The 17,362-nt window shown below is 39.5% G+C and carries 15 protein-coding genes; 8 read left to right on the plus strand and 7 right to left on the minus strand.

Features of this window, described 5'->3' with window-relative positions; all coding sequences use genetic code 11:
• Positions 1-85: 85 nt before the first annotated feature.
• Both ASG01_RS10805 and ASG01_RS10810 read left to right on the plus strand, forming a co-directional pair.
• Complete coding sequence (locus ASG01_RS10805; protein ID WP_055863515.1) at positions 86-1,471, plus strand: NADH-quinone oxidoreductase subunit N; 1,386 nt, start codon at positions 86-88, stop codon at positions 1,469-1,471.
• 378 nt (positions 1,472-1,849) lie between these two features.
• Positions 1,850-4,153 carry a GAF domain-containing protein gene (locus tag ASG01_RS10810; RefSeq protein ID WP_055863516.1) on the plus strand — a complete coding sequence of 768 codons (2,304 nt, stop codon included), beginning with the start codon at positions 1,850-1,852 and terminating at the stop codon, positions 4,151-4,153.
• Between the two features lie 10 nt (positions 4,154-4,163).
• On the opposite strand, the gene ASG01_RS10815 is transcribed toward ASG01_RS10810, so the two are convergent.
• Positions 4,164-5,336, minus strand: coding sequence for a Pycsar system effector family protein (locus tag ASG01_RS10815; protein ID WP_055863517.1), 1,173 nt, complete (start codon positions 5,334-5,336; stop codon positions 4,164-4,166).
• A gap of 26 nt (positions 5,337-5,362) precedes the next feature.
• Between ASG01_RS10815 and ASG01_RS10820 the strand changes: the two genes are divergently transcribed.
• Positions 5,363-9,073 carry a metallophosphoesterase gene (locus tag ASG01_RS10820; RefSeq protein WP_055863518.1) on the plus strand — a complete coding sequence of 1,237 codons (3,711 nt, stop codon included), beginning with the start codon at positions 5,363-5,365 and terminating at the stop codon, positions 9,071-9,073.
• Positions 9,074-9,114: 41 nt separating this feature from the next.
• Here ASG01_RS10820 and ASG01_RS10825 read toward each other — a convergent pair whose 3' ends face one another.
• The 5 genes from ASG01_RS10825 to ruvX form a co-directional block, all read right to left on the minus strand.
• Complete coding sequence (locus ASG01_RS10825; protein WP_055863519.1) at positions 9,115-9,990, minus strand: hypothetical protein; 876 nt, start codon at positions 9,988-9,990, stop codon at positions 9,115-9,117.
• Complete coding sequence (gene mazG, locus ASG01_RS10830; RefSeq protein ID WP_055863520.1) at positions 9,987-10,760, minus strand: nucleoside triphosphate pyrophosphohydrolase; 774 nt, start codon at positions 10,758-10,760, stop codon at positions 9,987-9,989. Before mazG ends, ASG01_RS10825 begins: the two co-directional genes overlap by 4 nt.
• A gap of 141 nt (positions 10,761-10,901) precedes the next feature.
• A complete protein-coding gene (locus ASG01_RS10835; protein WP_055863521.1) occupies positions 10,902-11,474 on the minus strand; it encodes a DUF5606 domain-containing protein in 573 nt (190 codons plus the stop codon).
• Positions 11,475-11,546: 72 nt separating this feature from the next.
• A complete protein-coding gene (gene def, locus ASG01_RS10840; protein ID WP_055863522.1) occupies positions 11,547-12,119 on the minus strand; it encodes a peptide deformylase in 573 nt (190 codons plus the stop codon).
• Complete coding sequence (ruvX, locus tag ASG01_RS10845) at positions 12,116-12,532, minus strand: Holliday junction resolvase RuvX (protein ID WP_055863523.1); 417 nt, start codon at positions 12,530-12,532, stop codon at positions 12,116-12,118. Before ruvX ends, def begins: the two co-directional genes overlap by 4 nt.
• A gap of 114 nt (positions 12,533-12,646) precedes the next feature.
• Here ruvX and ASG01_RS10850 point away from each other — a divergent pair, with 114 nt between their 5' ends.
• Entirely contained in the window at positions 12,647-13,126 is a 480-nt protein-coding gene (locus tag ASG01_RS10850; RefSeq protein WP_055863524.1) for a SixA phosphatase family protein, read from the plus strand.
• Positions 13,127-13,174: 48 nt separating this feature from the next.
• Here the strand turns inward: ASG01_RS10850 and ASG01_RS10855 are convergent, their stop codons facing one another.
• Complete coding sequence (locus ASG01_RS10855) at positions 13,175-14,716, minus strand: serine hydrolase (protein ID WP_055863525.1); 1,542 nt, start codon at positions 14,714-14,716, stop codon at positions 13,175-13,177.
• A 77-nt stretch (positions 14,717-14,793) separates the two neighbouring features.
• On the opposite strand from ASG01_RS10855, the gene ASG01_RS10860 reads away from it, so the two are divergent.
• The 4 genes from ASG01_RS10860 (at position 14,794) to ASG01_RS10875 (ending at position 17,318) form a co-directional block, all read left to right on the plus strand.
• The gene (locus ASG01_RS10860; RefSeq protein ID WP_055863526.1) at positions 14,794-15,297 is read left to right on the plus strand and encodes a metallophosphoesterase family protein; all 504 of its coding nucleotides are present in this window, start codon (positions 14,794-14,796) and stop codon (positions 15,295-15,297) included.
• 150 nt (positions 15,298-15,447) lie between these two features.
• Positions 15,448-15,942 carry a Smr/MutS family protein gene (locus ASG01_RS10865; protein WP_055863527.1) on the plus strand — a complete coding sequence of 165 codons (495 nt, stop codon included), beginning with the start codon at positions 15,448-15,450 and terminating at the stop codon, positions 15,940-15,942.
• Positions 15,943-15,959: 17 nt separating this feature from the next.
• Complete coding sequence (locus ASG01_RS10870) at positions 15,960-16,676, plus strand: DUF3822 family protein (RefSeq protein WP_055863528.1); 717 nt, start codon at positions 15,960-15,962, stop codon at positions 16,674-16,676.
• Between the two features lie 63 nt (positions 16,677-16,739).
• Positions 16,740-17,318 (plus strand): RsmD family RNA methyltransferase, encoded by a 579-nt coding sequence (locus ASG01_RS10875; RefSeq protein ID WP_055863529.1) that lies wholly within the window; start codon positions 16,740-16,742, stop codon positions 17,316-17,318.
• The last annotated feature ends 44 nt before the right edge of the window (positions 17,319-17,362 follow it).

Here is a 17,362-nt window from a genome sequence, read left to right on the forward strand (position 1 = left end):
AAGATTACTAATTTAAAAAATAAGAGACCGCAAAACTGAGCTCACATCAACTGTAAACTCAGATTCTAAATCTCAAATATATACTATGAGTGTTTTAATTATTGTTTTCCTTACCGCAGTTGCCGCTTTATTTTCCGGAGTTTTCGAGCAGGGAAAAATGGCGAGATACATAGGAATCTTTGGTTTGATCGTCGCTTTGTACGTGAGCTTTTTACCTGAAGCTTCATTTTTTGCGCAGTACAGACACATGTACGAATATGGCAACAACGCCGCTCTGTTTACCAAAATCGCGATCGTTACGACGATTCTGCTATTCTTTTTGGGCGGATTTGCATTTACCAATCACAGAAGTCATCAGTCTGAGCTATACGCTTTAATGATGTTTGCACTCTGCGGCGGAATTATCCTTTTTGGTTTCCAGAATTTAGTCACATTATTTATCGGTATCGAAATTCTATCGATTCCGTTATATGTAATGGCAGGGTCAAACAAAACGGATTTAAGATCTAACGAAGCTTCTATAAAATATTTCCTGATGGGTGCCTTTGCTACAGGCTTTTTACTCTTTGGGATCGCATTTGTCTACGGAAGCACCGGTACTTTTGATCTATATAAAATTCAGGAATTCTCTGTGAACAACAGCAAAGATCTGATGCTCATCATTGGAGCGATAATGATTCTCTGCGCAATGTCTTTCAAAGTGGCACTGGCACCGTTCCATATGTGGAGTCCGGATGTCTACGCGGGTTCACCTTCGCTTATCACCGCTTTCATGGCAAGTGTTGTAAAAATTTCAGGGTTTTTTGCTCTGTTTAAAATGATGACTTTAGGCTTCTCAGGAATCACCGCAGAATGGCTTAATATTTTAGGCGTTTTCCTCATCATTACTTTATTCCTTGCCAATGCCATGGGACTCGCACAGACCAACGCCAAAAGGATGCTTGCCTATTCTTCTGTTTCGCACGCCGGTTATATCGGATTGGTGTTTTTCGGAATGACGGCACAGTCGACTTACAATTTAGCTTTTTATCTTTTCGCCTATTCTTTAGCAACAATCGGCGTTTTCATGTGTCTTATCTATGTTGAAAAAATCAAACGTGAAACTTCATACAACGCATTTAAAGGTCTTGCGAAAAGTGAACCTCTTCTTGCTGTCGTAGCCACCATTTCCCTAATGTCAATGGCTGGAATTCCTTTGACGGCAGGCTTCATGGGGAAATTTGCTCTCTTTGCTCAGGCTTTGACGAAAGACAATAACGCATTTCTTGTCATCATCGCTGTTTTAGGTTCTGCAATTTCGATTGCGTACTACTTACGACTGATCATAGCAATGTTTTTCTTTAAAGAAAGCACCTTCAAAACGTCAGAAAAAGTAACCATTACGTACAATATCGTAGCAGTCGTTATTATTGCTTCACTTGTTGTACTGGGCGTTTTTCCGGATTTATTTGCAAAACAGTTCGGTCTTTAACCGTTCAAATATAAAATCAAGGCACAGCGAAAGTTGTGCTTTTTTTTATTTAAGTCGATTCTTAATTTACTAAAACGACTAACATCTATACTGTAAATATAAACGAGGCAATTGCCCCGAAATCCACCCTAATTGGCTCGTTACCCAGCCAATTTGCCTCAAATTCCAGGCAATTTGGCTGGATAACAAGGCAGAAAGGCTCAGCATCCAGGCATTTTGCCTCAACTTCCAGGCAAAAAGGGTGGTTTTTCAGACAGAAAGCCTCACCAACGAGGCAAAATGGGTGGAAATGACTACCGCTAAGAATCTTTAAGCCAAATTCTCCGTGCGTTTCAGAATGCTTTTTAATAACTTTACACTTCTATTTTAACACCTGTTTTGTCTCAAACCCAAACTTTAGAAAGTCCGTTTCAGGTTTTTATTTCATTCAAAAAATATTTGGATGTCTTAGAACACATCCGCTACAATGACCGTCAGGAATACCGCGCCAGCTATGCCCATTCGCTCATCGAGCAGGTGAAAAACTTCCCGGAGCTGCGTGAAGGTTTTCAGGATCTTTCGCTGCTTACAAAACATAAAGATCTCATCCGTCTTCTGCTCGCAGATCTGTTCCCTACCGGCCTTACGAAAAATGAGATCAAAGCCGCAAGTATGCCGCTAACGAATACGACTTTTAATTATTCTCAGCGTTTTCAGAATATTCTTACAGAAGCGGGAACCGATTTTAATATTCAGTTCCGGCAGATCAATTCGGATGAATTTTATATCATGTCGTGCTGCATCATTCTGCAGATTTATTTTAATCTCGATTTTAAGATCACTCTTCCGCTATACTACGACATCCCGAACAGCGAAGGCATTATCAAGCATTACAAGATCACGATTAATACAGATTTTTCCGAGATTTTTCCTGCGGAAGGCACAGTTCTTCCTGATCAGCAAATCATCGATATGCTCATCGGAAATATGGATGATGTGCGGCTTTGGAAAAAACATTTTCCGCTCAAGTCATGGATTTTCAGCGGATTTTCGATTATCTCGCTTGTCGACTGTACTTCGGAAGTTGCCCTGTCTGATCTGAAATCGGCCCTGATTGAAATCGATGTTGAAAACCTCACGCCCGAGAAAAATTTTCAGGAGATCTTCAAGTCGTACTTTGATATTGCCGAGCTGAATTTCGGTCTCATGCTTTTTGATATTAAAAATAAAAAGCTCGAGCGATTGCCTATTTATGCGAATGTTTTTACCAATCATCTCCTCGATTTCTGGCTGAATACGTTTGATGAAAACTTCCGCCAAAGAACCTTTGATAATATTCTGTACAACCCAAAACCGATTGTTGTTCCGGATGTAAACCTTCTTGATGATGAGATTAAAAAGCTTGATTCTTTTAAAATTTTAAAGGAGAAATCGATCAACAGTTTTATGGTGATTCCGATAGTGAAAGATAATCAGCTTCTTGCCGTAATGGAGTTCACTTCGCCGATCACCAACAGCCTCAACGGATTAAAACTAAAGCGGCTTGAGTTTGTCACCGACATGATTATCTTCTCGCTCAACCGTTTTACTTTCGAGAAAAACAACCAGATCGAAGCCATTATTCAGCGGGAATATACCGCAATTCACGACAGCGTCATCTGGAAATTCAGAAATGAAGCCGAGCGGTATTTTAATGCGTACATCGCCAAGAAAATTTATACACTCAAGGAAATTTCGTTTCAGAATCTCACGCCGCTTTTTGGCTTTTCAGACATCCGTGCGTCATCAGAAAAAAGGTATTTATTGATGCTTGAAGATCTTAATCATCAGATCGAATCACTCTACGCCATTCTCAGTGAGCTTTCATTTACGGGGACAGAAAAGTTTGTACTGGCGTTGGATGTTTTCGAAAATGAACTGAATAACGATATTAAAGCCGATACGGAACAGCGGTTTCAGCAGTTTTTGCGGGAAAATCTTCATCCTTTTTTGCAGGGACAACTGGAAACGGTTTCCGATGAAAGCAAGAAAGATTTAATTCAAAATTATTTCCGACAGGTTTTTTCGCAGAACAATCTGTTTTATGCCAACCGGAAAAATCTCGATGATTCGATTACTCTGCTCAATCGTAAACTCGCCGACACGCTCGATTACCGACAAACTGAAGCACAGGAAATTTATCCTCACTATTTCGAGCGTTTCAAATCTGACGGCGTTGAGCATAATCTCTTTATCGGGCAAAATATTGCGCCTGATTTTCCCTATTCATCAAAAATTCTCGGCGAACTCAGATTCTGGCAGCTTGAAACCATGTGTATTATGGAACAGGAAGTGTCGATTTTCCGAATGAAACTTCCGGTGCTGCTGGATATTGCGTCGCTGATTTTTGTCTATAATGAAAAAGTCGATATCCGTTTCCGGATGGATGAAAAGAAATTTGATGTCGACGGCGCTTACAATTCTTCCTACGAAATCATTAAAAAACGTCTCGAAAAAGCAAAAATTAAAAATTCTGAAGAACGAATTACCTGTCCCGGAAAAATCGTTATTGTTTATTTCGGGATGGAAAATCAGAAAGAATATCTTCAGTACATCAATACACTTCAGGCCAGTGAAATTCTTAAAAACGATGTAGAATTCCTCAGAGTTGAAGATCTGCAGGGCATTTCAGGATTGTTGGCGCTTCGCGTTTCGTTGATTTAGAAAATGGTTTTTACAGTGTCATAAATGCGTAGGCAAAACTAAAAACTGAGATAATAATGCCTGCCATGAAAATCTGGTATGTGATTGACAGCAGCTTATATTTCCGGTCTAAGACTTTCCCGAGATAATATAAATCTTTCACCATCGAGTCGTAAATATAATCGCGGTCACGCATAAGATCGTGCATCGAGGCAAGATATTCGTCGTATTTCATTTGATTGAAGTTCCCGAAAAACAGCAGATTTACCTTTCGTGCAGCCACATCCTGAGCCGTAAATTTTGTTTTAGTAACATTAGGTTTGGTCGAAAGAATTGCAAAAATAATCGTAAGCACACTCGAAACCAAAAGGAAGAAAGTGGGAATAATCAAATGGGCATTCTTCGGTGTATCAAGTTTTGGCACCAGAACCGAAAGACAGACAGAAATAATAATCGCATTCACCGAAAGCAGAATATTCGCCTTGCTGTCGGCAATATCACTGAGTCTCGTATGGTTATTCAGAGTCACACGGAAGAGTGTATCTACGCTACGGTCAGATTTTGAATCCTTTTTGTCTGGAATTTCTTCTTTCACATCCGGCTTCATATCCGGTTTTTCCAGTTTTTTCTTCAGTTTTTTAAGATTTTTATCTTTCTGCGGCTGCCAGTTTTCGCGGGCATATTCGGTGAAATAATCGTGCTTATTTTTAAGAAAATCAACATTCATGCGGTTCCATTCTTTATTAGAAAAGTAGTTTCCGCCGGTGAGCTCTAATTCTTTGCGCAGTGCTTCAGCAGTTTTGTGGTAATCCGGACTCGCAAAATGGCTGAAGTCGGCATCTTTCACTACTTCTTCGAGCAGATTTTGCGGCTGATGTTCTTTTTCTGTCGCCATGATAAGTGACGAAACTTCATCAATAAATTCCACACTCGCATTTTCGTGAAGTAAAAATTTGCGCGCAATCTCCACGCTTTTTTTCTCGTGACCTTCGGCTTTGCAGTCGGTAAAACCGGCATCGTGAAACCAAAGCGCCAATTTAACTTTTTCAGCATCTGCATCCGAAACTTTCAGGTGAGCCAAAATCTCCTCCGCCTTTTCCACTGCGTGCGCTGTATGATTAAAATTATGGTAAAAATACACGTCGGATAACTTATCTTTGAGTAAGTTTTCGACATGTTTTTCGGCGCGTTCTAAAATAGACATCTCTCAGTTTTTCTTAATGTAAATGTATGAATTTATCGTCTAAATCTTTTTTAAATCAACTTCTTCCGGCAGCAAAAACGCTTGCATTTTCACTCTTTCTTCTTTCCTGCGCGACTTACAATGTGCAGAAAGGGAAAAGTGTCTCTGAAATCTCAAATTCAGTTTCACAAGAAGCAAACGATTATCAGATTTTTCTTGTTGGAGATGCCGGCAATGCCGATCAGCCTCAGTCGCAGCAGACGTTAGATTTAATTAAGAATAAACTCGATTCTGCCAATCAGAATTCTTTGCTGATATTTTTGGGTGACAATATTTATCCTTTGGGAATGCCGCCTGAAAATGATAAAAACTATCTTTTAGCTAAAGAAAAACTGGAAAATCAGTTAAAAATTACACAGGATTTTAAAGGAAAAGCAATTGTCATTCCCGGAAACCACGACTGGTATCATGGTTTGGAAGGACTGAAAGCACAGGAAAATTTCGTTAAATCTTATCTGAATGACAAGAAAGCATTTCTGCCAAAAAATTCCTGCCCGATCGACGATATTAATCTGACCAAAGACATCAAACTGATTGTTTTGGATTCTGAATGGGCGCTGATTAACTGGGACAAACACCCAGGAATCAACAAAGACTGTGACATCAAAACGAGAGAGGATTTTTATGCAGAATTTAAAGATTTAATCATAAAAAATCAGGACAAAAGAATTATCGTGGCGCTGCATCATCCCGTAATCAGTTCGGGAACGCACGCAGGTTTTACTTCAGCAAAATCGCATCTTTTCCCATTTGGGAGTAAAGTTCCGCTTCCGGGCATTGCCAGCTTTCTGAATATTCTGAGAAATACCTCCGGTGTTAATATGGAAGATCTCAGCAACAGCCATTACACCGAGTTTGCTGGAAGAATTCAGAGCATCATTCAGGATAAAACTAATGTAGTTTTGATATCCGGGCACGATCACAATCTGCAGTATCACGAGAAAGGAAACATCCGTCAGATTGTAAGCGGTGCAGCATCCAAAACCGATCCCGCAACAATTTTCCGAGACAGCGATTTCTCATTTGGAGGAAGCGGTTTTGCAGTTTTAAATGTAAGAAAAGACCAAAGCACCGATGTTGAATTTTTTAGTACAAAAAACAGTATTCTGAAAAAACTTACTCAAATTTCGGTAATAAAAAAGCCTGAAAATTTTGACAATATTTTCACGGAAAGCTTTCCTGCAACTGTAAAAGCCAGCGTATACAGCGAACGCCAGGCAAAAGCAGGAAAATTTTATTCTTGGTTGTGGGGAAATCACTACCGAAAATATTACGCGCTTCCGGTAGATGTTCCGACTGCAAATCTTGCGACCTTAAACGGCGGCTTCACGCCATTCCGTGAAGGCGGCGGAAACCAATCCAACAGTCTCAGGCTAAAAGCTAAAGACGGACAGGAATTCGTGATGCGTGCCGTAAAAAAAAGCGCAGTACGATTCCTCAATGCACAGGCTTTTAAGAAAAATGCTTTTGGCAACGAACTTGAAAACACCTTTCCGGACCGATTTTTAATGGATTTTTACACCACAAGTCATCCTTTTACCAATCTGGCAGTTGGAAATCTGGTTTCCAAAGTCGGGCTTTATCACAGTAATCCAAAGCTTTATTTTATTCCTAAGCAGAAGGCGCTGGGCGAATTTAACAGGAATTATGGTAATGAAATGTATCTTATTGAAGAGCGTTTCTCTTCCGATCCTACAACTTTGGAGTCTTTAGATCATGCTTCTGACATCATTTCTACACAGGAGTTGCTTAAAAATTTAAGAAAAAACAGCAGGTATTCTGTAGACGAAGCGAACTATATCCGCGCGCGGCTTTTTGATATGCTGATTGGTGACTGGGACCGCCACGAAGACCAATGGAAATGGGCAGAATACAAGCGTGAAGATGAGTTTTTTTACAAACCGATTCCGCGCGATCACGATCAGGCATTCAGCCGGTACGATGGTGCCGCTTTCAAAATTATTATGAATATTCCGGCGATTCGCCATATGAAAAGCTTTGATGATGATATTAAAAATATCCGCTGGATAAATATGGAACCGTATCCGCTGGATTTGATTTTAACAAAGAAAAGCACTCTCGAGGAATGGCTGAAAGAAGCAAAATACATTCAGGAGAATCTGACAGATGCAGATATAGAAAAGGCTTTTACAGATTTACCTAAAGAAGTACAGGATGAAACCATAGAAGATCTGCAGCAGAAACTGAAAATCAGAAAAACCAAACTTCAGGAATTTGCGACGAGATATTATGATGTTTTGCAGGAGAAAATTCCGCTGGCTGGAACGGTGAAAAGAGACCGCTTTGTCATCGTTAAAAACGAAAAATCTGTTTACGTAGAACAGTTTGAAATCGAAAAAGAAGGCAATGATAAGTTGGTCTTCGAAAAGACGTACTATGATTCTCAAACCAAAGAACTCTGGATTTACGGTCTGGAAGATGATGATGTGTATGAAGTTTCAGGAAGCGGTAAACCAAAAATAAATATCCGGCTGATCGGCGGCTACAATCACGACACATATGATGTAAAGAGCAGCAAAGTGAAGATTTATGACTTTAAAGCCCAGAAAAATACATACACTGGAAATTCGGGTAAAAAACATCTCACCAACGATTACGAGCTTAATACATACAACTGGAAACTTCCAAAATACAGCTTTTTTGCAGGTTTTCCGAACATTAATTTTAATCCGGATGACGGCGTGATTGTAGGTTTGGTTGCCAATTATACAGTAAATAATTTTGTGCGCGATCCGTTCACGCAGAAACATACTTTCAGCGCGAATTATTACACTTCGACAGGCGGTTTCAATGTCGGTTACAGAGGCGTCTTCAAAAAAGCTGTTTTTGGCTGGGATGCCGGAATTGATGCAAAATATACGACGCCATTTTTTGCCAGAACATTCTTTGGCCTCGGAAATGAAACGCGGAATGATGCGGATGAAGATAACCGCGACTACAACCGGGTAAGAATTTCGCAGTTTAAATTTGCGCCGTCAATTTCCACGACGAGCTGGCTCAATTTTACGCATCAGTTTCAACTGAATTTTGAACATTCTAAAGTGCAGACGACAGCAGACCGTTTCGTGGCAGTTTCTCCCGATGTCAATCCGCAAGTTTTTAACGGTCAGCAGTTTGCAGGGGCCAATTACAGCCTCACTTATAAGAATTTAAATAACAAAGCTTTTCCTACATTAGGTTTGGAAATGATGATTCAGGCGGCATGGCTTACCAATCTTTCGTCTCCGGAACGCAATTTTACAACCTATAAAGGAAATATCAGTTTTTATCACAGAATCGACAAAAAAGGGAAATTTGTTTTTGCCAATGCAAGCCGTGCAATCCTTATCAACAATAATAATTTTGAGTTTTATCAGGCAGCAGCAATAGGTGGAAATAATGGAATGAGAGCGTACCGTAACGAGCGTTTTGCAGGAAAGTCATCTTTCGTGAATAACTCTGAAATTCGCTGGGATTTTGGCCGTGTGAAAAACCGGGTCGTTCCTTTGAATATGGGGATTTTGGTTGGCTATGACATCGGAAGAGTCTGGCTGGATGGGGAATCTTCAGACAAATGGCACCAGGGCGTCGGCGGTGGATTCTGGCTGAATATCATCGAAACATTTTCTGCGAGAATCGATTATTTTACAGGAGAAGACGGCGGAAGAATCTCAGGCGGCATTGGACTAAGCTTCTAAAAAAATCTCCGGATTCATTTTGATCCGGAAATTTTATCTATCTATTTAAGAATGAATTCATACAAATTTCCGCCCAGCTTTTTGTCTTTTTCATCAGCGATCAGCAAGGTTTTATCATCTTTAAAAACCACAGATTCTTTCTGAGTACTGTTCTCTAAAGGAATTTTTTTAATTTTTGCTTTAGAAAAATCGTCAGCGGTAAAACCCGTCAACAAATGAATATTTTTGTGCGTAAGCAGAATAATTTCGTTTTTTGAATTTACCGATGCAGAAGTGATCGCAGCATCGTCATAACCACCTTCCAACTTCAGTTTACCAATTAATTTCGCTTCAAAATTTCCTTCTTGATTTGGTATTTTATAGACCAGAAATGTTCCGGCAAAACCTTTGCTTCTGTTTTTGGTGAAAAGATAAAAGCTGCCGTCTTTCTCAATAAAAGCTTCGCAGTCGTACAGCAAATCTGATTTTTTCGGTGGAAAATTTTCCTGACCTTCGTAATAAAATTTTGTGGTCTGAATAACACTGGTCGTTTTCTGCGAAGGATCTTTTAAATCCAATTTTAAAATCGAAAGATTTGTTCGGTCGTTATCGTTATTACCAAAATCTCCGATGTAGAAATTACCTGAAGAATCTTTTGTAATGTCTTCCCAGTCGTTGTTTTCTGCTCCATCTACAAAAATATTGGCGATCATTTTTCCTTCAAAATCAATTCCGTAAACGGAATTTTTATTTCCTGCATCTTCAATTGCCCAGATCACTTTTTGATCCTGAGAAAGCGCAATCCCTGAAACTTCTTTCAGTTTTTTCGGAAGGTTAAATAATGTTTTCAAAACCGGTTTTTCGGTCGCGCGTTGCTCAGATTTTTGACTGCAGTTTATCAAAATTAAAGTATAAGCCGCATAGAATACGATTTTCATGAGGTATGTATTTTTTTTGCTTCGTCCCAAAGTTCGTCCATTTCGGCAAGCGTCATTTCACTTAAACTGAGATTTTTTTCTACGGCTAATTTTTCCATCAGCTGAAAACGGGAGATGAATTTCAGATTGGTTTTTTCCAGCGCAGAATCCGGATTTAAACCTGAAATCCGTGCATAATTAATCAACGAGAAAAACACATCGCCGAGTTCAATTTCCTTTTTATGCACATCTTTTTCATCATGAAATTCCTCGATTTCCTCCTCCACTTTCTTCCAGGCATCTTCAGCGTCGGCAAATTCAAAACCGATTCCTTTCACTTTATCCTGAATCCTATAGGCTTTAATCAGGCTCGGCAGACTCTTCGGAACGCCACCCAAAATTGATTTATTGCCTTCTTTCAGCTTCAGCTTTTCCCAGTTCTGCTTCACTTCATCTTCATCTTTCACCTCTGTGTCACCATAAATGTGCGGATGACGGAAAATAAGCTTTTCATTAAGTGAATTAATAACGTCAGCGATATCAAAACTGCCTTTCTCAGCACCGATTTTCGCATAGAAAACAAGATGAAGCAAAACATCGCCGAGCTCTTTTTTGATTTCCGTTAAATCTTCCTGCAAAATTGCGTCAGAAAGCTCATAAGTTTCTTCAAGAGTAAGATGACGCAGCGTCTGCAAAGTCTGTTTTTTATCCCACGGACATTTTTCACGAAGATCATCCATGATATCGAGAAGCCGCCCGAATGCTTCCAGTTGTTCTGCTCTGCTGTTCATTTTTTTAAATTATTTCCGATGTAAAATTAAGAAATTTAAAAAGCTTAGAGTAAACGCAAACTCTACAAACATCTTTAAAATCTTTAAAAAACAAAAAACCTCATCATTTCTGACGAGGTTTTACTTACATTAAGGATTCAATTATCCCATTTTTCTGTGTGTACTTTTCGTAGCAGCTTTAGCGCCTGTTGAAGCTTTCACTTTCGGTGCTGCAGGTTTGTCAGTTTTCGCTGCCGCCTTTTTCGGAGCTGCTTTTTCTGTTTTCTTTTCTGTATCAGTGCTATTTGAAGGTGCAGATTCGTCCGTTTCAGGCTCTGCTTTTACAAAACTTTCAGGCGTTACATAACCTGCTTTGTGCAAAATATTGTACCACTGCGCAAGTTTCTTGATGTCTGAAACATACACGCGGTCTTTATCATAGTTTGGAAGCGATTCTGCCATGAACGCTCTCAATTCTTCGTCTGAAGATTTGTGAGAAATCGTTTCCTTGTATTCGTATTTTTTAGCCACATTTTCGATCACTTCAAAAAGCGGAACTTCTTTGTCGATCGTGAACATTGCGATATTATCCAAAAGACTCACTTGGCTGGAGTTTCCGATGCTTACTTTTTTCTTCGTAGTCACATCTTCAATGATGAAACCGTTTTTCAATTGTGAAACCAGTTTGTAAAGTCCCGGTTTTCCGGCGATTGAAATAATTTTCTCTAACAGCATAATTTTTATTTTTTTTAAAATCCTGCAAACTGCTCAAAAAACAGGCTGCTCTATATTTAGTATTTGTTTAATTTATTTTGGGAAACGCATCTTGTAATTAATCGATACTTCGCCCTGAGAAATCTTCGTCAGCTTCCCTTTCACCAGTTTTTTCTTCAGCGGACTGATATGATCGGTGAAAAGCGTGCCTTCGATATGATCATATTCATGCTGAATAACGCGTGCACGAATATCCGAAAAAGTATCGGTATGCTTCACAAAATTCTCATCATAATATTCGATCAAGATTGTGCTTTTACGCTTTACATCTTCACGTACGTCCGGAATCGAAAGACAGCCTTCATTAAACTTCCATTCTTCGCCAGATTCTTCTAAAATCTCTGCATTAATGAATACTTTTCTGAAATCTTTCAGTTCCTCAGCAATATCAAGATAATCTTCGTCCTCAGCAAGCGGAGAAATATCCACTATAAAAAGCCTGATGTCTAAACCGATCTGCGGCGCTGCAAGTCCGATACCGTTTGCGCTGTACATCGTCTCAAACATATTTTCTATCAGCTGTGGCAGATCCGGATAATTTTTGTCTATCTCTTTCCCTGTTTTTCGCAAAACAGGATCACCAAACGCTCTTATCGGTAAAATCATTTTCTTTTCTGTTCTAAAAAATTCTGCAATATAATGGTTGCACTTATTTTGTCTATCAAACCTTTTTCCTGTCTCTGCTTTTTGCTTTTCCCACTTTGCGAAATGAAAAAAGACGCCATTTTTGAGGTAAAACGCTCATCTAATCTGAAAACGGGAATCTGCGGAAATTCTTGTTTAAAAGCTTCAATAAATAGTAAAATATCACTTTCAATTTCCGATAGATTTCCTTTTAAATCTGTGGGAAGTCCAACCACAATTTCGTCTACCTTATTCTGCGAAAAATATTTCCTGAGAAAATCTGGCAGCGTTTTGGTATTTACGGTCTGCAATGCACTGGCAATAATCTGCATATCGTCTGTAGCAGCGAGACCACATCGGGCTTTGCCGTAGTCTACCGCGAGAATCTGTCCCATACGTGTGCAAATTTAATAAATTTTTATTGTTTTATTCATCGCGCAGTATTTTTTATCGTTATGGCGACTATCAAACATTTTTTTTGCTAATTTTAATCTTCCAAACCAAAAAATATGAAAAAACTTATACTGGTGAGGCATGCAAAGAGTGACTGGCCGGAGGATACTTCCGATTTTGACCGACCGCTGGCAGATGAAGGTCTGCGCGATGCTCTGAAAATGTCTAAATTCTTAAAAAACAGCCAAATTAATGTTGATTACCTGGTTTCCAGTCCGGCATTGCGCGCTTTGGATACCTGCAAAATATTTAATCAGACCTACCGCCTGAATTACATCACACAAGAAAAACTTTATAATCCTTCAGAAAATAATTTTCTATCGGTTATTTATGACCTGAAAGATGATGTAGATTCGGTTGCATTTTTTTCTCATAACAACGGCATTTCTAATTTTGCCAATTCGATAAGCGATGAGATTTTCCATTTCCCGACCTGTGGTGTTGCCGGTTTTGAAATCGAATGCGATTCTTGGTCACAGTTTGACAGCGCAATGAAAAAGTTTTCTTTCTTCTACGAGCCAAAAAAAATCAAGTGAAATTTTATAAAAAATAAGGCGGACAATTTGCCCGCCTTATTTTTTATTTTATTTTCTTTTCAAATCTAAATCATCAAAATCAAAACTGAAATCCGTCACATCTGAGATCGGTTTCATCTTCGCAGACTGTGCTTTTCCGGTTTCATCATAATCAAAAATCAGGTACGCATCGGCATCGTAGCTTCTGTCGTCCCATTTTACAATAAAACTGTTGTTTGAAAAAGGCAAAAGTTCACCTTTCAACCGCGGTGAAGTTTTACATTCGATTCTATACACATTTCCCTGCCTGGAAATTCCGACATCACCAAACCAACGGTCGCTGTACGTTCCGACGAACTGCTCCGGTTTTGGCTGCATATTTTTTTCTTTTTTGAAGGCATCAGATTTTGCAAAAGCATCTTTTTTCTGTTTGTCAAAACTTTCGTTCATTTTGATCATTCGGTCACCGTAGGTTTTCAGCCAATTCCTGTCTGCGATTCCGAGGTAAGAATCTTTTACGGTGTTTGTAATCGTGTTGAACGCTGCGCCAGACTGCTGATTTGTCAAAACAACAATCCCAAGTTTCATATCCGGAATCAGGGTGAACTGCGTTACCGTTCCGATCAGTCCGCCTGTGTGCTGAATCTGTTTATGACCTTTCACATCGCTTAAAAACCAACCCATACCGTAGCCGTAGAAACTCGTATCGTAAGGATTTTTCATCGCCACACCACCTGGAATCTGCAGACTCCAGAGTTGCTGTACATTTTTATCTGAAACGAGTTTTTTTCCGTCTTTCGTAGTAAAATTATTTAAAAGAAATTCTGCCCAGGTCGTCATGTCTTTTATGTTGCTCATAATGCCGCCTGCGGCATTTGCCGTTTCATTCCAATCGTGCGTCACAGCCACAGCTTTTCCTTCAACCGGCGCATGGGCATCAATTTTATTTGAAACAGCTTTTGCGCGGTTGTAACTTCCAAAGCTAGAAGTCATGCCGACAGGTCTCATGATTCGCTGCTCAATAAAATCGGCCCAGCTTAACCCTGAAATTCTGTGAATTACTTCTCCCGCAACGATAAACATCACGTTGTTGTAATCTAAAGTCGTTCTGAAAGGGTTTTCAGGTTTTAAATAGCGTACATTCTGCACAATGTCGTTGACAGATAAAGTTCCGCCCTCAGGAAAAAACATCAGATCCCCCTGTCCCAAACCTAAACCGGCTCTGTGCGTCACCAAATCTCTTACAGTCACATTTTTAGAAACGTATGGGTCGTACATCTGAAATTCAGGGATGTATTTTGAAACCGGGTCGTCCCATTTGAGTTTGCCTTCATCAGCCAAAATCGCCAGTGCGGTACACGTAAAACCTTTTGAATTGGAAGCGATTCCGACCAAAGTATTTTCGTCCATCGGCTGTTTCGTGGTGAGTGAGCGAACGCCAAAGCCTTTGGCATAAATGATTTTGCCATCTTTGATTACGCCGACTGACATTCCGGGAACGTCGAAAGTTTTTAAAGTATTCTGAATAAGCTCGTCTAATTTTTTCTCTTCAACCTGCGAAAACGCGAAAAAGGAAAGAAATACAAAGACAAATGAAAATTTCTGCGTCATTATTTTTTAAAATTTCACAAATTTAAACAATTCGTGATTATTAGCTACCTTTGATCTTTCAAAATAAACGCTGAAAATTGACCAAAATTCTTCTACTTTCCGACACACATTCTTACATCGACGATCGTATTCTGGAATATGCTAAAAAGGCTGACGAGATCTGGCACTGCGGAGATTTTGGAAGTTTTGAAATCATCGAAGCACTCGAAAAAATAAAGCCTCTGAAGGGTGTGTACGGAAATATTGACAATGCTAAAATACGGTCAGAGTTTCCTGAAGTGAACCGTTTTATTTGTGAAAAAGTGGAAGTTCTGATGATTCATATCGGTGGATATCCCAACCGATATTCTGCACTGGCAAAGCAGGAGATTTCGGAAAAAACGCCAAAACTTTTTATTTCCGGGCATTCACATATTCTGAAAGCGATGTATGACGATAAATTCAAACTTCTTCATCTGAATCCCGGCGCGTGCGGAAAACAGGGTTGGCATAAAATGCGCACGATGATGCAGTTTGTAATTGATGGAGAAGAAATAAAAGACCTTCAGATTATCGAATTGGGATCTAAAACAAGTGTCTGAAATTGACTGAATTTTAAAATAAGCGAACAATCTTTAAGAGGAAAATAGCCCTGATTGCAGCGGTTACCCCGGAACAGACGCTGGAATAAGCGATGGCGTGAGGAGTATAAGCGGAAAGCAGGTTCCCGGCTACTAAAAAATAAAATAACAATGAAAATCGGCGATAAAGTCTCGGTGGTGGATGAAGATCTGAGCGGAATGATCACCTCGGTAAAAGAAAATATAATCGTTTTTAAGGACGAATATGGTTTTACGCATCAATATCCGGCGCAGAAAGTGGTTCCGAAAAATGCCGATCTGTATGCCGGCGTTCCAATCGTAAAAAAGGCAGAACCCCGAAAAAATATTTCGAAAAAGCACGATAAAAGTCCGATGGTTTTGGATCTGCACTTTCAGCATCTGGTAAAAAATCCGCATGATTACGACAGTTTTGAAAGGCTCTTTATTCAGAAAGAAAGGCTGATCGAAACTCTAAATTTCTGCCGTAAAAACAACCTGAAAAAGCTGGAAATTATCCACGGAATAGGCGACGGCGTTTTGCAGCGGATGGTTTGGGACGTGCTTGAAAGCCAGACGAATCTTGATTTTTACAATAAAGACATCCTTCACCATCAGTCGGGCGCCGTACTGGTAGATTTTCACTAAATTTGCAGCGATCGCCTATGAAAACACTTACTTTACTTTTCACAAAAGACGGACTGACCGCTCAATTTGCCAAAAACAAAAGCGTCACCGAGCAGACTCATTATTTCGGAAGCGAAGAATCTTCAGAAAATTTTGTTGCCGAAAAGCTTGATGAGATTTTGCAAAAAGATAGATTTGATGAGATTTCTGTGATCTCTGCGCTCAATCATTTTACGCTGATGCCGGAAGGTTTTGCCGATCACGACGCCGGTTTTGAACTGATTGCATACAATGCGCCGGCCAGTAAAGACAATGAAGAACTGATGCTTTCAATTAACAAAAAGTTTAAGGTTCAGTTTTATTATACTTTTCCCAAAGAGTTTTATCAGAGAATTAAAAGTCTGGAGATTCCCGTAAGATTTAATTTTTCGGGAGAAAAATTTCTGAACCAGATCAATAACCGAAGCGGAAAGGAAATTCACATCAACCTTTATCATCAGCAGTGCGAATTTTTTGCGCTCGAAGATAAAAAAGTGATCCTTTATAATAATCTCGATGTAAATTCGGAGGTTGATTTTCTTTATTTCATCATGTTTACGCTCAGCAAAATCGGTTTTGGCATAAGCGAAACGCACTTTTTTGTGTATGGCGAAACAACAGAAAATGAAACTTTCATCTCCGAACTTCAGAAGTTTGTGCAGCATTTAAAAATCGTTTTCGACAATTTGCCGAAGAAGAATTTTATCTTAAATTAGTTTCAAAACTGCAGAAATCATTTTAAAACTGCTGTTTTACCGTTCAAATAAATCTAAAATCTTATGTACAGAATAATCGCCGGCAAATGGAAAGCCAAGAAGATTTTGGCGCCAAAACATTTCGACGTACGGCCTACAACAGACTTTGCGAAAGAAGCGCTTTTCAGCATTCTTGAAAATAAATACGACATGATCTCGAGCTCTGTGCTCGATCTTTTTGCAGGAATCGGCTCCATCACATTCGAATTTGCCTCGCGGGGCTGCGAAGATGTGACTTCTGTGGAACTAAATCCAAAACATATCGCGTTTATTAACACCACTGCCACAGAACTCGGAATGCAGCTGCAGATCAATACGCAGCGTGGAGATGTGTATGACTGGCTGAAGAAATTCAGAAACAAAAAATCGTACGAAATCATTTTTGCGGACGCTCCGTTTGAGACCGACGAAAAAAAATACCAGGAACTTATCTCACTCGTTATTCATAATAAATATCTGAAACCCAACGGTGTTTTGATTATCGAGCATCAAAGCAGAATGAAACTCGATCATCCCAACTATCTGGAGACCAGAAAATACGGAAATGTTGCTTTTAGTTTTTACCGCCCGAATGATGAAGAACACACAGATCAGGAAAATTAATTTCCTGATTTTTTTTGCAGTTTGGTTCGGTTTTTAATGGTGAA

Source organism: Chryseobacterium sp. Leaf180 (assembly GCF_001424585.1).
Classification (GTDB): Bacteria; Bacteroidota; Bacteroidia; order Flavobacteriales; family Weeksellaceae; genus Chryseobacterium.

Excerpts from the sequence above, each read along its gene's own strand:
- ASG01_RS10835 (WP_055863521.1), bottom strand. The coding sequence starts at position 11,474 with ATGCTGTTAGAGAAAATTATTTCAATCGCCGGAAAACCGGGACTTTAC.
- mazG (WP_055863520.1), bottom strand. The coding sequence starts at position 10,760 with ATGAACAGCAGAGCAGAACAACTGGAAGCATTCGGGCGGCTTCTCGAT.
- ASG01_RS10820 (WP_055863518.1), top strand. The coding sequence starts at position 5,363 with ATGAATTTATCGTCTAAATCTTTTTTAAATCAACTTCTTCCGGCAGCA.
- ruvX (WP_055863523.1), bottom strand. The coding sequence starts at position 12,532 with ATGGGACAGATTCTCGCGGTAGACTACGGCAAAGCCCGATGTGGTCTC.
- ASG01_RS10815 (WP_055863517.1), bottom strand. The coding sequence starts at position 5,336 with ATGTCTATTTTAGAACGCGCCGAAAAACATGTCGAAAACTTACTCAAA.
- ASG01_RS10825 (WP_055863519.1), bottom strand. The coding sequence starts at position 9,990 with ATGAAAATCGTATTCTATGCGGCTTATACTTTAATTTTGATAAACTGC.
- ASG01_RS10870 (WP_055863528.1), top strand. The coding sequence starts at position 15,960 with ATGAAAACACTTACTTTACTTTTCACAAAAGACGGACTGACCGCTCAA.
- ASG01_RS10850 (WP_055863524.1), top strand. The coding sequence starts at position 12,647 with ATGAAAAAACTTATACTGGTGAGGCATGCAAAGAGTGACTGGCCGGAG.
- ASG01_RS10875 (WP_055863529.1), top strand. The coding sequence starts at position 16,740 with ATGTACAGAATAATCGCCGGCAAATGGAAAGCCAAGAAGATTTTGGCG.
- ASG01_RS10805 (WP_055863515.1), top strand. The coding sequence starts at position 86 with ATGAGTGTTTTAATTATTGTTTTCCTTACCGCAGTTGCCGCTTTATTT.
- ASG01_RS10855 (WP_055863525.1), bottom strand. The coding sequence starts at position 14,716 with ATGACGCAGAAATTTTCATTTGTCTTTGTATTTCTTTCCTTTTTCGCG.
- ASG01_RS10865 (WP_055863527.1), top strand. The coding sequence starts at position 15,448 with ATGAAAATCGGCGATAAAGTCTCGGTGGTGGATGAAGATCTGAGCGGA.
- def (WP_055863522.1), bottom strand. The coding sequence starts at position 12,119 with ATGATTTTACCGATAAGAGCGTTTGGTGATCCTGTTTTGCGAAAAACA.